At 71.8% G+C, this 13735-nt stretch carries 13 protein-coding genes and 1 riboswitch; of the genes, 10 read left to right on the top strand and 3 right to left on the bottom strand.

The window, feature by feature from the left end; genetic code table 11:
- Window positions 1-15 precede the first annotated feature (15 nt).
- The 3 genes from OHA03_RS04440 to OHA03_RS04430 all read left to right on the top strand — a co-directional run bounded on the left by OHA03_RS04440 (window position 16) and on the right by OHA03_RS04430 (window position 3535).
- Window positions 16-1398 carry a pitrilysin family protein gene (locus OHA03_RS04440; RefSeq protein ID WP_267007926.1) on the top strand — a complete coding sequence of 461 codons (1383 nt, stop codon included), beginning with the start codon at window positions 16-18 and terminating at the stop codon, window positions 1396-1398.
- Window positions 1399-1605: 207 nt separating this feature from the next.
- Window positions 1606-1776, top strand: a riboswitch (cyclic di-AMP (ydaO/yuaA leader).
- 12 nt (window positions 1777-1788) lie between these two features.
- Complete coding sequence (locus tag OHA03_RS04435; RefSeq protein ID WP_267000942.1) at window positions 1789-2607, top strand: M23 family metallopeptidase; 819 nt, start codon at window positions 1789-1791, stop codon at window positions 2605-2607.
- A gap of 211 nt (window positions 2608-2818) precedes the next feature.
- The gene (locus OHA03_RS04430; protein ID WP_267000940.1) at window positions 2819-3535 is read left to right on the top strand and encodes a GntR family transcriptional regulator; all 717 of its coding nucleotides are present in this window, start codon (window positions 2819-2821) and stop codon (window positions 3533-3535) included.
- 202 nt (window positions 3536-3737) lie between these two features.
- Here the strand turns inward: OHA03_RS04430 and OHA03_RS04425 are convergent, their stop codons facing one another.
- The gene (locus OHA03_RS04425; RefSeq protein ID WP_267000938.1) at window positions 3738-4019 is read right to left on the bottom strand and encodes an HPr family phosphocarrier protein; all 282 of its coding nucleotides are present in this window, start codon (window positions 4017-4019) and stop codon (window positions 3738-3740) included.
- A 174-nt stretch (window positions 4020-4193) separates the two neighbouring features.
- On the opposite strand from OHA03_RS04425, the gene OHA03_RS04420 reads away from it, so the two are divergent.
- From OHA03_RS04420 to OHA03_RS04395, 6 genes are all read left to right on the top strand, one after another.
- On the top strand, window positions 4194-7109 hold the full coding sequence (locus OHA03_RS04420; protein ID WP_267000936.1) for a bifunctional GNAT family N-acetyltransferase/acetate--CoA ligase family protein: 2916 nt from the start codon (window positions 4194-4196) through the stop codon (window positions 7107-7109).
- Window positions 7110-7185: 76 nt separating this feature from the next.
- Window positions 7186-7794, top strand: coding sequence for a DUF5998 family protein (locus tag OHA03_RS04415; RefSeq protein ID WP_030927223.1), 609 nt, complete (start codon window positions 7186-7188; stop codon window positions 7792-7794).
- Entirely contained in the window at window positions 7794-8981 is a 1188-nt protein-coding gene (locus tag OHA03_RS04410; RefSeq protein WP_267000934.1) for an alkaline phosphatase family protein, read from the top strand. Before OHA03_RS04415 ends, OHA03_RS04410 begins: the two co-directional genes overlap by 1 nt.
- A gap of 56 nt (window positions 8982-9037) precedes the next feature.
- A complete protein-coding gene (locus OHA03_RS04405; RefSeq protein ID WP_267000932.1) occupies window positions 9038-9688 on the top strand; it encodes a thymidine kinase in 651 nt (216 codons plus the stop codon).
- An 84-nt stretch (window positions 9689-9772) separates the two neighbouring features.
- A complete protein-coding gene (locus OHA03_RS04400; RefSeq protein ID WP_199919233.1) occupies window positions 9773-10096 on the top strand; it encodes a helix-turn-helix transcriptional regulator in 324 nt (107 codons plus the stop codon).
- The gene (locus tag OHA03_RS04395; protein ID WP_267000927.1) at window positions 10093-10512 is read left to right on the top strand and encodes an SRPBCC domain-containing protein; all 420 of its coding nucleotides are present in this window, start codon (window positions 10093-10095) and stop codon (window positions 10510-10512) included. The genes OHA03_RS04400 and OHA03_RS04395 overlap by 4 nt, the downstream gene beginning before the upstream one ends.
- Before the next feature lie 57 nt (window positions 10513-10569).
- Here OHA03_RS04395 and OHA03_RS04390 read toward each other — a convergent pair whose 3' ends face one another.
- A complete protein-coding gene (locus tag OHA03_RS04390; RefSeq protein ID WP_267000925.1) occupies window positions 10570-11346 on the bottom strand; it encodes a VOC family protein in 777 nt (258 codons plus the stop codon).
- 233 nt (window positions 11347-11579) lie between these two features.
- On the opposite strand from OHA03_RS04390, the gene OHA03_RS04385 reads away from it, so the two are divergent.
- A complete protein-coding gene (locus tag OHA03_RS04385) occupies window positions 11580-12407 on the top strand; it encodes a sulfurtransferase (RefSeq protein ID WP_267000923.1) in 828 nt (275 codons plus the stop codon).
- 118 nt (window positions 12408-12525) lie between these two features.
- Here the strand turns inward: OHA03_RS04385 and sepH are convergent, their stop codons facing one another.
- A complete protein-coding gene (sepH, locus tag OHA03_RS04380; protein WP_267000920.1) occupies window positions 12526-13590 on the bottom strand; it encodes a septation protein SepH in 1065 nt (354 codons plus the stop codon).
- Between the last annotated feature and the right edge of the window lie 145 nt (window positions 13591-13735).

The raw sequence follows: 13735 nt of genomic DNA, 5'->3' as shown, positions 1-13735 counted from the left end.
GCGACTGGAGTATCGATGGAGTACCACCCGCAGCCGACCCCGGGCACGGCCAGGCCCTGGGCCTTCCCTGCCCCCGAGCGCGGCGCCCTGCCCAACGGGCTCACGGTGCTGCGCTGCCACCGCCCCGGCCAGCAGGTCGTCGCGGTCGAGATCTACCTCGACGCCCCGCTGGACGCCGAGCCCGAGGGCCTCGACGGCGTGGCCACGATCATGGCGCGGGCGCTGTCCGAGGGCACCGACAAGCACTCCGCGGAGGAGTTCGCAGCCGAGCTGGAGCGCTGCGGGGCCACCCTCGACGCGCACGCCGACCACCCCGGCGTCCGGGTCTCCCTCGAGGTCCCGGCCTCCCGGCTGGCCAAGGCGCTCGGTCTGGTCGCCGAGGCGCTGCGGGCACCGGCGTTCTCCGACAGCGAGGTCGAGCGGCTGGTACGCAACCGGCTCGACGAGATCCCGCACGAGCAGGCCAACCCGGCCCGCCGCGCCGCCAAGCAGCTCTCCAAGGAGCTCTTCCCGGCCACCGCGCGGATGTCGCGCCCGCGCCAGGGCACCGAGGAGACGGTGGAGCGGATCGACTCCGCGGCCGTCCGCAGCTTCTACGAGGCCCATGTCCGCCCTTCCACCGCGACCGCCGTGGTCGTCGGTGACCTCACGGGCATCGACCTGGAGGCGTTGCTCGCCGACACCGTCGGCGACTGGTCCGGGAACAGCGCCGAGCCCCGGCCGGTCCCGCCGATCACCGCCGACGACACCGGCCGAGTGGTCATCGTCGACCGTCCAGGAGCCGTGCAGACCCAGTTGCTGATCGGCCGCATCGGAGCCGACCGGCACGACAGCGTGTGGCCGGCCCAGGTCCTCGGCACGTACTGCCTGGGCGGCACGCTCACCTCCCGGCTGGACCGGGTGCTGCGCGAGGAGAAGGGCTACACCTACGGCGTACGGGCCTTCGCGCAGGTCCTGCGGTCGTCGGCGCCGGACTCCGCCTCCGGGGCGACGGGCGCCGCGATGCTGGCCATCAGCGGCTCGGTGGACACGGAATCCACCGGCCCGGCGCTCGGCGACCTGTGGACGGTCCTGCGGACGCTGGCGGCCGAGGGCCTGACCGATGCCGAGCGCGAGACGGCCGTGCAGAACCTCGTGGGTGTCGCCCCGCTGAAGTTCGAGACGGCGGCCTCTGTCGCGGGCACGCTCGCCGACCAGGTCGAGCAGCACCTCCCGGATGACTACCAGGCGCAGCTGTACGCCCGCCTCGCCGAGACCGGCACGGTCGAGGCGACCGCGGCGGTGGTCAGCGCCTTCCCGGTGGACCGTCTGGTCACGATCCTCGTCGGCGACGCCGCGCAGATCGAGGAGCCGGTCCGGGCGCTGGGCATCGGAGAGGTGTCGGTCGTTACGGGCTGACGTATCAAATAACCGCATATCGGGACAGAGGGGGACCCCTGCGAGTGGCTTCTCGTCGGGGTCTTCCCTTTTGTCTGATTTGTCAGATAGGTGCGCGTATGCCCTGTGGGATGCGCTACAAAACGCCCTGTCCGTTTGGTGAATGAAAGTCCCCCCGCTTAGCGTCGGCAGCGCTGTCCGTCACCCGTATGCCGCATCCGCGGCGCCGGACAGCTATCGCCGAGTCCCCGTCAGGCGCGAGCCTGGGGAGCCGGGGACCCACGCAGTCCCTGGGGTGAATCGGATGCCTGCGCGCCTCTTGTGGGGCTCGCGGATCCGTAGGAGACCTTCCTGCTCCGAACCCGTCAGCTAACCCGGTAGGCGAGAAGGAAGGAAAGGACCAGCCACCTCATGGCGTTCACCCGCCCCACCGGGAAGCACCGTGCCCCGAACCGTCTGACGCGCAAGAGCGCGCAGATAGCCGGCATCGCAGCTCTGGCCACCACCGGCGTCATCGGTGGGCTGGCCTCTCCGGCGCTCGCCGCCGGTACCGAAGCCCCCTCCGTCAACGAGACCGGCCTGAACCAGGTCATCGCCATCGAGGGCACCCTCGCCGAGCAGGTGGCCACCCAGGCCGACGTGCAGAAGCGCCAGGCCGAGGTCGCCGCCAAGGCGAAGGCGGCCGCCAAGGCCAAGGCCGCTGCCAAGGCGAAGGCCGAAGCGAACGCCAAGGCGGCAGCCGAGGCCAAGGCCGAAGCCCGCGACAAGGCGGCCCGCGAGGCGAAGGCGCGCGCCGCCCGTTCCGCCGAGCGCACCCGCCTCGGCGCCTTCCAGCTCCCGATCGCCGGTTCGTACGTCACCACCGGCTACAAGTCCAGCGGCTCCCTCTGGTCCTCCGGCCGCCACTCGGGCATCGACTTCCACGCCCCCTCCGGCAGCTCCGTCGTCGCCGTCGGCGCCGGCACGGTCGTCGAGGCCGGCTGGGGCGGCGCGTACGGCAACAACATCGTGCTCCGGATGACGGACGGCACGTACACCCAGTACGGCCACCTCTCGTCGATCGGCGTGTCGGTCGGCCAGAGCGTCGGCGCGGGCCAGCGCATCGGTTTCTCCGGCTCGACCGGCAACTCCACCGGACCGCACCTCCACTTCGAGGCCAGGACCACGCCGTCGTACGGCTCCGACATGGACCCCGTCGCGTACCTGCGCGCCCACGGCGTCAACGTCTGACCGACGCAGCACCCCCCAAGGCCCCGGCTTCCCGCCGGGGCCTTCGGTGTACCCGGACCGGCCCCGCCGGAGGCGCTTGCCGAACCGTCTTCGGACCAAAAGATATTCATGGATTTCGACTCGACGTCGGAAATGCAGCCGCATTGCAATAGAGTCACAGAACAGGCGTCGATCGGCCGCGTTTCGCGGGGATTAAGGCGGAGGTTCGGACATGCGCATTCCGGCGCATTCGGTATGCACGGCAATCCGTGACGACATCGTCTCCGGTGTCTTCGAACGCGGCAGCAGACTCACCGAGGAACTGCTCGCACGCCGTTACGGGGTGTCCCGTGTCCCGGTACGGGAAGCGCTGCGCACCCTGGAGTCCGAGGGTTTCGTGGTCACCCGCCGGCACGCCGGAGCCTGTGTCGCCGAGCCCACCGAGCAGGAGGCCGCCGACCTGCTGGAGGTCCGGATGCTGCTGGAGCCACTGGGTGCGGCCCGCGCCGCGCAGCGCCGCACCGAGGCACACCTCAAAGTCCTCCGCGGTCTGGTCAGGCTGGGTCAGGAGCGGGCCAGGCGGGGCGAGGGCGAGGATCTGCGCTCGCTGGGTGGCTGGTTCCACGAGACGCTCGCCCAGGCCTCCGGCAGCCCCGGGCTCATCGCGTTGCTCACCCAGCTCCGGCACAAGATCGCCTGGATGTACGCGGTCGAGCAGCCGGCCCGCCCCACCGATTCCTGGGCGGAGCACGGGGCCATCGTGGACGCAGTCGCGCGTGGTGACGCGGAACGGGCCAGAGCGCTGGCCGCGCAGCACGCCGAGCGCGCCACCGCCGCGCACCGATTGCGGCGCGCGGACCGCACCCCGGGCCGTGAGTCCGCCCCGCCGCGGCCCGGCCGGGTGAGAACTTCGCAACATGCCGTAAACACCGCGAGCGGCCGTCATTAACACATGCGCCGTATACAAAGAGATGTAATTCGGAGGGGCTTTGTTTCGGCTGCCCGATAACTCCGGAAACTGCGGAAGCTGACTGGGGTGGGCCTGGAATCGGTATGGTTCGCGAAAACGAAAGAGCCGCGGCCCCGGTCAAAGGCGCCGCGGCTCTGCCGCAGAAATACGTCCGGCTGGAACGGGCCGGGGAAATCCGGAATCAGACGGTCTCCGGGAGCTCGTCGAGCCCCTCCTCGACCAGCCTCGCCAGTCGGTCGAGCGCCGCCTCGGAGTCGTCCGCCGCGGACGAGAGCACGATCTCCTCGCCGCCCTGCGCGCCGAGGCCGAGCACCGCGAGCATGGAAGCGGCGTTCACCGGGCTGCCGTCGGCCTTGGAGATCGTCACGGGGACGCCCGACGCCGTGGCGGCACGGACGAAGATGGAAGCGGGGCGGGCGTGCAGGCCCTCGGTCCAACCGACATTGACGCGGCGCTCAGCCATGGTTCTGCCCTTCACGAATCAATGGTTGTCTAGACCAGTCTCTCATGTGGTGCGCGATGTTCCGGCCGACCAGCGACCCGGTGCCGCAGCCCGTGCCGCAAGGCCGATCGGCCCTCTCAGACTGCCCCGGCCCCGAGCCGTACGCGACCGCTGACCGAGCCGTAGGCTTTGCCCATGCAGCCCACGCCGGAGCAGAGTCCGCATCACGCGTACCCCGACCACTGGGAAGCGGACGTGGTGCTCCGCGACGGTGGGACGGCCCGGATCAGGCCCATCACCACGGACGACGCCGAGCGACTGGTCAGCTTCTACGAGCAGGTTTCTGACGAGTCGAAGTACTACCGGTTCTTCGCCCCTTATCCGCGGCTCTCCGCCAAGGACGTGCACCGCTTCACCCATCACGACTACGTCGACCGGGTGGGTCTCGCCGTCACGATCGGCGGCGAGTTCATCGCCACCGTCCGCTACGACCGGATCGACGCGACCGGCCGGCCCGCCTCCGCCCCCGCCGACGAGGCCGAGGTCGCCTTCCTCGTCCAGGACGCCCACCAGGGCCGCGGCGTGGCGTCGGCGCTGCTGGAACACATCGCCGCAGTGGCCCGCGAGCGCGGCATCCGGCGCTTCGCCGCCGAGGTGCTGCCCGCCAACAACAAGATGATCAAGGTGTTCCGGGACGCCGGATACACCCAGCAGCGCAGCTTCGAGGACGGCGCCGTCCACCTCACCCTCGACCTCGAACCGACCGCCGAGTCCCTCGCCGTCCAGCGCGCCCGTGAGCAGCGGGCCGAGGCGCGGTCGGTGCAGCGGCTGATCGCGCCGGGTTCCGTCGCCGTCGTCGGCACCGGCCGCAACCCCGGCGGGGTGGGCCGCACGGTCCTGCGTAACCTCCTCGCCGCCGGATTCACCGGCCGCACGTACGCGGTGAACAGCGCGTTCGCCGCGGACCAGGCCACGATCGACGGTGTCCCCGCCCACCGCTCCATCGGCGAGATCAGCGAACCGGTCGACCTCGCGGTCGTCGCCGTGCCCGCCGACCGGGTCCCGGAGGCCGTCACCGACTGCGGCGAGCACGGCGTCCAGGGCCTCGTCGTCCTCTCCGCCGGATACGCCGAGTGGGGGGCCGAGGGCAGGGAACGACAGCGCGAACTGGTGCGCCAGGCCCGCTCGTACGGCATGCGCATCATCGGCCCGAACGCCTTCGGCCTCATCAACAACTCCGACGCCGTACGGCTGAACGCCTCCCTCGCCCCCGAATCGCCGGCGCCCGGACGCATCGGCCTGTTCACGCAGTCCGGCGCCATCGGCATCGCGCTGCTCTCCGGGCTCTACCGGCGCGGCGCGGGTCTGTCCACGTTCATCTCCGCGGGCAACCGCGCCGACATCTCGGGCAACGACTTCCTCCAGTACTGGTACGAGGACCCGGACACGGACGTCGCCCTGCTGTACCTCGAATCGCTCGGCAACCCGCGCAAGTTCACCCGCCTCGCCCGACGCACCGCGGCGGTGAAGCCTGTGGTCGTGGTGAAGGGCGCCCGGCACAGCGGCAGCACCCCACCGGGCCATGCGGTACCGGTCAGCCGGATCCCGGACGCGACGGTCTCCGCACTCATGCGGCAGGCGGGCGTGATCCGCGTCGACACGGTGACGGAGATGGTCGACGCGGGCCTGCTCCTCGCCGACCAGCCCCTCCCGGAAGGCCCGCGGGTCGCGATCCTCGGCAACTCCGAGTCCCTCGGCCTCCTCACGTACGACGCCTGCCTCGCCGAGGGGCTGCGCCCGCGCCCGCCCCGCGACCTCACCACGGCGGCCACCCCGCAGGACTTCCGGGACGCGCTGGCCGAGGCCCTCGCCGACAGGAACTGCGACGCGGTGGTCGTGACGGCGATCCCCTGGGTGGGGGAGAACGGCGAAGCGGAATCGGGTGACGGTGAGGTCCTGGCAGCCGCCCTGCGCACCGCCGCGGCCACGGGCCCGGCCAAGCCGGTGGCCGTCGTCCATGTGGAGATCGGCGGCCTGGCCGAGGCGCTCGCCGCCGCCACGAGCACGGCCGCGGTGCCACGGGTGGTGCGTGTATCCGCGCCGGCTGCCCCGGACGCTTCGGCTGCGCCGGCCGATCGAGCCGTCCCGCCCACCGCCCAGGCCGCGCCCGGCGACCAGCTCACGCAGCAGCGGTCCGACACGGGCCCGGGCGACACCCCCGCCGTCCCCACCCTCGGCCGCATCCCCGCATACCCCGCCGCCGAGCGTGCCGTGCGGGCTCTGGCCGAGGCCGTGAAGTACGCCCAGTGGCGGCGGCAGGCCGCCGTGCCGGGGAAGGTGCCCGAGTTCCTCGACGACACCATCGACGAGGCCGGCGCCGCCGCGCGCATCGACGCGCTCCTCGGGCCCGACCCCGACCCGCGCGGCCGCCCCCTCAGTCACGACGAGGCGTGCGAACTGCTGGGCCGCTACGGCATCACCGTACGACCGACGCTCCCGGCCCCCGACCCGGACGCCGCCGTCGCCGCGGCGGCTCGGCTCGGCTATCCGGTCGCGCTCAAGACCACCGCACCGCATCTGCGTCACCGCGCCGACCTCGGCGGCGTCCGGCTGGACGTTGCCAACGAGACCGCGCTGCGCCGGGCCTACGGCGAGCTGACCGACCTGCTCGGCAAGCCCACCGAGCTCCAGCCCGTCGTCCAGTCCATGGCACCGCGCGGCGTGGACACCGTCGTACGGGCCACGATCGACCCGGCCGCGGGTGCCGTCCTCTCCTTCGGGCTGGCCGGCGCGCCCTCCGAGCTCCTCGGCGACACCGCCCACCGCCTCGTACCGGCCACCGACCGCGACGCCGCCGAGCTCATCCGGTCCATTCGGGCAGCCCCGGTCCTCTTCGGCTGGCGCGGCTCGGCGCCGGTCGACACGGCGGCGCTCGAAGAGCTGCTGCTGCGGGTGTCCCGGCTCGTCGACGACCACCCCGAGGTGGTCTCCGTCGCACTGGAACCGGTCGTGGTCGCCACCCAGGGCCTGACCGTGCTCGGTGCGAGCGTCCGGCTGGCGCCGCCCCCCGCCCGCACCGACCTGGGCCCTCGCCGCCTCCCCAACTACTGAAGACACTGGCCGGCCCGCCCCTGGCCCTTTCGCGCAGCGTCCCCGGCAGCCATCCACCCCCCGTAGGATGGTGCGTATGGCGAAGACCGGTACGACGACCCAGGGGCTGCGCGCGGCGATCGAGCGCAGCGGCTACTACCCGGCCCTTGTGGCCGAGGCGGTGGAGGCCGCCGTGGGCGGTGAGCCGGTCGCGTCGTACCTGGTGCACCAGGAGACCACTTTCGACTCCAACGAGGTGCGCAGGCACGTCACGGTCCTGGTTCTGACCGACAACCGTTTCATCGTCAGCCACACCGACGAGCAGAACGCCGACACCAGCTCCCCGTCGCCGTACGCCACCACCTCCACCGAGTCGGTCAAGCTCGACCGGATCTCGTCGGTCGTGGTCAGCCGTGTCGTGGCCAACCCCGAGAAGTATGTGCCGGGGACGCTGCCCCGCGAGGTCGTCCTCACCATCGGCTGGGGTGCGGTCTCCCGGATCGACCTGGAGCCCGCCGCCTGCGGTGACCCCAACTGCGAGGCGGACCACGGCTACACCGGCAGCTCCACCGCCGACGATCTGAGCCTGCGTGTCAGCGAGGCCGGCGACGGCCCCGACACGGTGCGCCAGACCCTCGCCTTCGCCCAGTCGCTCTCCGAGGCGACGGCCGCGGCTGCGACCGCGACCGCAGCGACCGGCCGCTGATGGCCCAGCCGGCCTGGCAGGACCCCGTTCTGCTCCCCCTCGACACGGCGCCCGTCCCCGAGTACGGCAGTGGCTCGCTCGCCGATCTGCTGCCGACGCTGGTCGCCGGCCAGGGCGTGCCCGGTTTCACGGCGGCGATCCCCGAGCTCACCCCCGCCGACCGGAACTGCGTCTTCCTGATAGACGGTCTCGGCTGGGAGCAGATCAAGTCCCACCCGGACGAGGCCCCGTATCTGCACTCGCTGCTCCCCACCTCGCGCGGCGGCACCGGCCGTCCGATCACGGCGGGCTTCCCGGCGACCACGGCGACCTCGCTCGCCTCGGTCGGTACGGGGCTGCCGCCCGGCGCACACGGTCTTCCCGGCTACACCGCCCGCAATCCGGAGACCGGCGAGCTGATGAACCAGCTCCGCTGGAAGCCCTGGACCCCGCCGGAGGTCTGGCAGCCGTATCCCACCGTCTTCCGGCTCGCGGACGAGGCGGGCGTGCAGACCGCGCAGGTCTCCGCCCCGACCTTCCAGCACACCCCGCTCACCAAGATCGCGCTCAGCGGCGGCACGTTCCACGGCAGGCTCACCGGCGAGGAGCGGATGGACCTGGCCGCGGACCGGCTCGCCGCCGGTGACCGGTCGCTCGTCTACACGTACTACAGCGAGATCGACGGCAAGGGGCACCGCTTCGGCATCGACTCCGATGCCTGGCGCGGCCAGCTGATGTATGTGGACGGTCTGGTGCAGCGCCTCGCCGAACAACTGCCGCCCCGCTCCGCCCTGTACATCACCGCGGACCACGGCATGATCGACATTCCGTTCGACGAACAGTCCCGGATCGACTTCGACGAGGACTGGGAGCTGCGCGCGGGCGTCGCCCTGCTCGGCGGTGAGGGCCGGGCCCGTCATGTGTACGCCGTCCCGGGCGCCGAGGCCGACGTGCTGACCGTCTGGCAGGAGGTGCTCGGCGAACAGTTCTGGGTGGCGAGCCGGGACGAGGCGATCGCGGCCGGCTGGTTCGGCCCGCAGGTCGACGAGCGGGTGTACGGCCGGATCGGCGATGTGGTCGCGGCCGCCCACGACGACGTCGTGGTCACCGCCTCCGTCCAGGAGCCGCACGAGTCCGCGATGGTCGGCATGCACGGCTCGATGACCCCCGTCGAACAGCTCGTCCCGCTCCTCGAAGTGCGTTCCTGACCTGCTCTTCCTGCTCGCCCCACCCCCCATTCGAATCGAAAGGTGCTCAACCCCTCATGCCCGAGCTTGTGTTCTTCTCCGGAACGATGGACTGCGGAAAGAGCACGCTGGCGCTGCAGATCGGCCACAACCGGTCGGCCCGCGGTCTGCAAGGTGTGATCTTCACCCGTGACGACCGGGCGGGGGAGGGCAAGCTCTCGTCGCGGCTGGGGCTGGTCACGGAGGCCGTCGAGGCCGATGAGGACATGGATGTGTACGCACACCTCGTCGACCACGTCACCCGCGGCGGCCGGGCGGACTACGTGATCGTGGACGAGGCCCAGTTCCTCGCCCCTGTACAGATCGACCAGCTCGCCCGGGTCGTCGACGACCTCGGCCTGGACGTTTTCGCGTTCGGGATCACCACCGACTTCCGGACCAAGTTGTTCCCGGGGTCCCAGCGCCTCATCGAGCTGGCCGACCGGGTCGAGACCCTCCAGGTCGAGGCGCTCTGCTGGTGCGGTGCACGGGCCACGCACAACGCTCGCACGGTGGGCGGCGAGATGGTCGTCGAAGGCGCCCAGGTTGTGGTGGGGGATGTCAACCAGCTGGCGGGCGAGGTGGGTTACGAGGTGCTGTGCAGGCGCCACCACCAGCGCAGGATGACCAGCGCGACGGCCCGCGCGGGCGCACTGTCGCCGGACGTTCTGCCGGTCACGCCGGGCTGATCCGCCTCCTGCCGACCGCAGAGCCGCCACCCGCTGCCTGCCTCGTCTGCGCGCGTTTGACGTGTCGGAGTTTTCCGACGCATCATGGTGGGCATGGCGGCAGCAGATGTGTTCAGCGCTCTGGCCAACCCGGTGCGGCGCACGCTCCTGGAAGCTCTCCGCGACGGCCCACGCGCGGCGGGGGATCTCGCCGGCGCGTTCGAGCTGAGCAGGCCCGCGGTCTCCGAGCACCTGGCGGTGCTCAGAGGGGCGGGGCTGGTGCGTGAGGAACCGCGGGGGCGGTACCGCTACTACCACCTGGAAGCAGCCCCACTGGCCGAGGCGGTCGAGTGGCTGCATCCCTTCGAACGCTACTGGCGGGCCCGGATGGGCGCGCTGAGCGACCTGATCGACGAGGAGAACCGATGACCGGTGCAGAGCCGTCCGTCATTCATTGCGACCAGTTCATCGCCCATCCGCCGGCGGCGGTCTGGCGGGCACTGACCGAACCCGAACTGCACGCGCGGTGGTGGGCCGCCGGTGACGTGCGGCCCGTCGTGGGGCACCGCTTCACCTTGGACATGGGCCCCTGGGGGCAGCAGGCGTGCGAGGTGCTCGCTGTCGAGCCCGAGCGCCTCCTGCGCTACAGCTTTGCCCCCGATTCGCTGGACACCACGATCACCTGGCGGCTTCAGGCCGAGGGGACGGGCACCCGGCTGTTCCTGGAACACGCCGGGTTCGACCTCGACTCACCTATGGGCAAAGCGGCGTTCCACGGCATGGGCGAGGGGTGGCCGGGCCTCCTGCTGCGCATCGAACCGGCGCTCGCCGCCGGGGACCGGTAAGGGTCCGCACGAACGAACGGAAGGGGTTCGGGTGGCGCGGCGACCGGCGCTGGGGGATCAGCGATCCGCCGACCGCACGATCGTGAAGACCGCGCCCTCCGGGTCCGCGACCGTCGCCACGCGGCCGCTCGATCCCTCCCGCGGTGGCTGCAGCACATGCCCGCCGAGGTCCACCACCCGCGCGGCGGCCTCGTCGGTGTCGGCGACCTCGAAGTACGTCATCCAGTGCGGACCGCGGTCGCGCGGCAGCGCGCGGCCGACGCCGTGCAGCGAGGCCACCGGGCGGCCGTCCAGATGAAGCGTCTGGTAGTCGAAGTCGGCCGAGACGACCGCTTCCGGCTCGAATCCGAAGACCGCCTGGTAGAACTTGGCGACCGTCGAGGTCTCGCTGGTCACCAGCTCGTTCCAGACCGGGGTTCCGGGAGCCCCCGCGAGCGCCGTACCGATGTGCGCTGCGGCCTGCCAGATCCCGAAGACGGCCCCGCTCGGGTCGGAGACGATGGCCATCCGGCCTGCTTCGGCCGCGTCGAGCGGCCCGACGCCGACCGTCCCCCCGCAGGAGCGGATCGTCTCCGCCGTCACGTCGGCGTCGTCGGTGGCCAGGTATGTCGTCCAGGCGACCGGCAGGTGCCGGTCGGGCGGCAGCTGCCCGATGCCCGCGACCTCTTTCCCGTCGATCAGCGCGCGGACGTAGGGGCCCAGCTGGTCCGGGCCGGGCGCGAACTCCCAGCCGAACAGGTCGGCGTAGAACTCCTGCGTCGTACACAGACCGTGCACGATCAGGCTCACCCAGCAAGGTGTTCCGGGTGTGCGCCGGGCGGCAGCCTCGGTCATCGTCACTCTCTTCTCGGACCATCGTGGTGGCCGTACGGGGGGAACGGGGCCGACGCGCCGACCGGCGGTGCGAGAGGTGTGCGCCCCGTGCAGATGCTTGCACCACCCGGCGCACGAAGCGTCCCGGCCGCGCCGCATTTTCCGGTATGTCGACAGAGGAAGCCCGGTTTATTGCGATGTGTCCGATTCGATGCTGTTACGGGTGGGCCGCCTCCTGCGCGAGGATGGCACCCATGAAGCCCATCATCTCCGCATCCGAATGCGTGAGCGAATCGGCGGGGCCGCGTCCGCCGGTGCTCCTGGACGTACGTTGGCAACTCGGCGGTCCGCACGGCCTCCCCGACTACGAGGCCGGGCACATCCCGGGCGCGGTCTTTGTCGATCTGGACACGGAACTTGCCGGACCTGCAGGCAGCGCCGGCCGTCATCCGCTGCCGGACCCGGAGAAATTCGGCGCAGCGATGCGTCGCGCCGGCGTCTGCCGGGACACTCCCGTAGTGGTCTACGACGGCGGCCAGGGCTGGGCCGCCGCGCGCGCCTGGTGGTTGCTGCGCTGGACGGGGCACCCGGATGTCCGCGTGCTGGACGGCGGTCTCGCCGCATGGGAGGGCGAGCTCTCCACCGAGACGCCTACCCCTGCCGAGGGCGACTTCAGGCCCGTACCGGGTGCACTGCCCCTGCTCGACGCCGACGGCGCCGCGGCAACGGCCCGCTCCGGCCTGCTGCTCGACGCCCGGGCCGCGGAGCGCTACCGGGGCGATGTGGAGCCGATCGACCGGGTCGGTGGTCATATCCCGGGCGCGGTCTCGGCCCCGACCTCCGAGAACACCGGCGCCGACGGGCGGTTCCTGCCTGCAGAGGTGCTGGCGGCCCGGTTCAAGGATCTCGGCACGGACGGCGCGCCGGAGGTCGCTGTCTACTGCGGCTCCGGCGTCTCCGGCGCACACGAGGTGCTGGCCCTGGCCGTCGCCGGCATCCCCGCTGCGCTGTATGCGGGCTCCTGGTCCGAGTGGTCCGCCGATGAGTCCCGGCCGGTCGCCAAGGGTCCCGATCCGCAGTAGCGGCGTCGGCCCTGTCCGTAACCGGAACTGCGCTAATAGGTTCCGGTCGGATGAGCGGACAGCACGAGGGCCCGTACGCAGCGGCGTACGGGCCCTCGTCATGCCACGGTCACCCCGGTCAGTCCTGCTTCTTGCGGCGGGTGCCGAAGACGATCTCGTCCCAGCTCGGCACCGCGGCCCGGCGGCCCGGACGGACGCCGTCCGCCTCGGCCTGGCGGTCCGTCGTGCCGGTCAGCCGGTCGCGGTGGCCGGCCACCGCTCGCGGCATCAGCACATCCGCATAGGCGGAACCGGCGCCGGCGGAGGCCGCCGCGGCCGGCGGCTCGTCGGCCTCCGGCTCCTGCGCGGCAGAAGTGGTCGGCGGCGGCTCGGGCGGCGCGGGACGCTCCGGCACCACCATGTCGCCGCGGAAGCTCGGTACCGCCTCCAGCAGGCTGGTCAGCGAGTCACGCTCACTGGCCGAGGCGGTGACGATGCGCTCGTCCGGCTCGGGCGGGGGTGGCGGAGCGGGCCGTTCCATCTGGCGGTCGAGGGCACGGTCCAGCGGCCGGTCGCGGGGCAGCCGGGCGATCCGCGGAACGAACGGGAAGCTCGGCTCCGGCGCGGCGACATCGTCGGTCTCGCCGATCAGCGAACGCGCCTCGTCGTCCACGGCCTGCACCAGCCGGCGCGGCGGGTCGTACGTCCAGCTCGCCGAGTGCGGCTCGCCCGCGACCCGGTACACGAGCAGGACTTCCCAGGTGCCGTCGTCACGACGCCACGAGTCCCACTGGACGGTTTCCTTGTCGGCGCCGCGCAGCAGGAGTCGTTCCTGCACCGCCTCGCCGAGCTGGGGGCCGGTGTTCTCGCCGGGACGGCGCACGGGAGTCTTCCGGGCCCGCTCGGCCATGAAGGCGCGTTCGGCGAGCACGGGGCCCTCGAAGCGTCGGACACGGTCGACCGGAATTCCGGCGAACTGAGCGACCTCCTCCGCGGAGGCACCGGCTCGTATGCGGGCCTGGATGTCGCGGGGGCGGAGGTGGCTCTCCACCTCGATCTCGATCTGGCCGAGCCGCGCGCGGTCGTTGCGCACGGCGGCGCGCAGCCGCTCGTCGATCGGAAGCGTGTACTCCGTGCTGTCCGCAGCCTTGAGCACCAGTCGTGTGCCGTCGTTGGAGACGGCCACGACACGCAGTTCGGGCATGGGGACCTCCCGGGTGGTGCCTGCCGACGTCACGTGCGTCGCTGCTTCCGCTAGTCGAGTGTGGCCTGCCCGGGTGCAGCCTGCCACAACATTGCCGTGTTGCCCGGCGTGTCGGGCGTGAGCCCTTGATCGCCGGTATGACACG

Origin of the sequence: Streptomyces sp. NBC_00154 (assembly GCF_026342835.1) — a bacterium.
Taxonomy (GTDB): Bacteria; Actinomycetota; Actinomycetes; order Streptomycetales; family Streptomycetaceae; genus Streptomyces.
The sequence above is the reverse complement of the archived record's forward strand: the minus strand, read 5'-3'. Positions and strand labels throughout refer to the sequence as shown.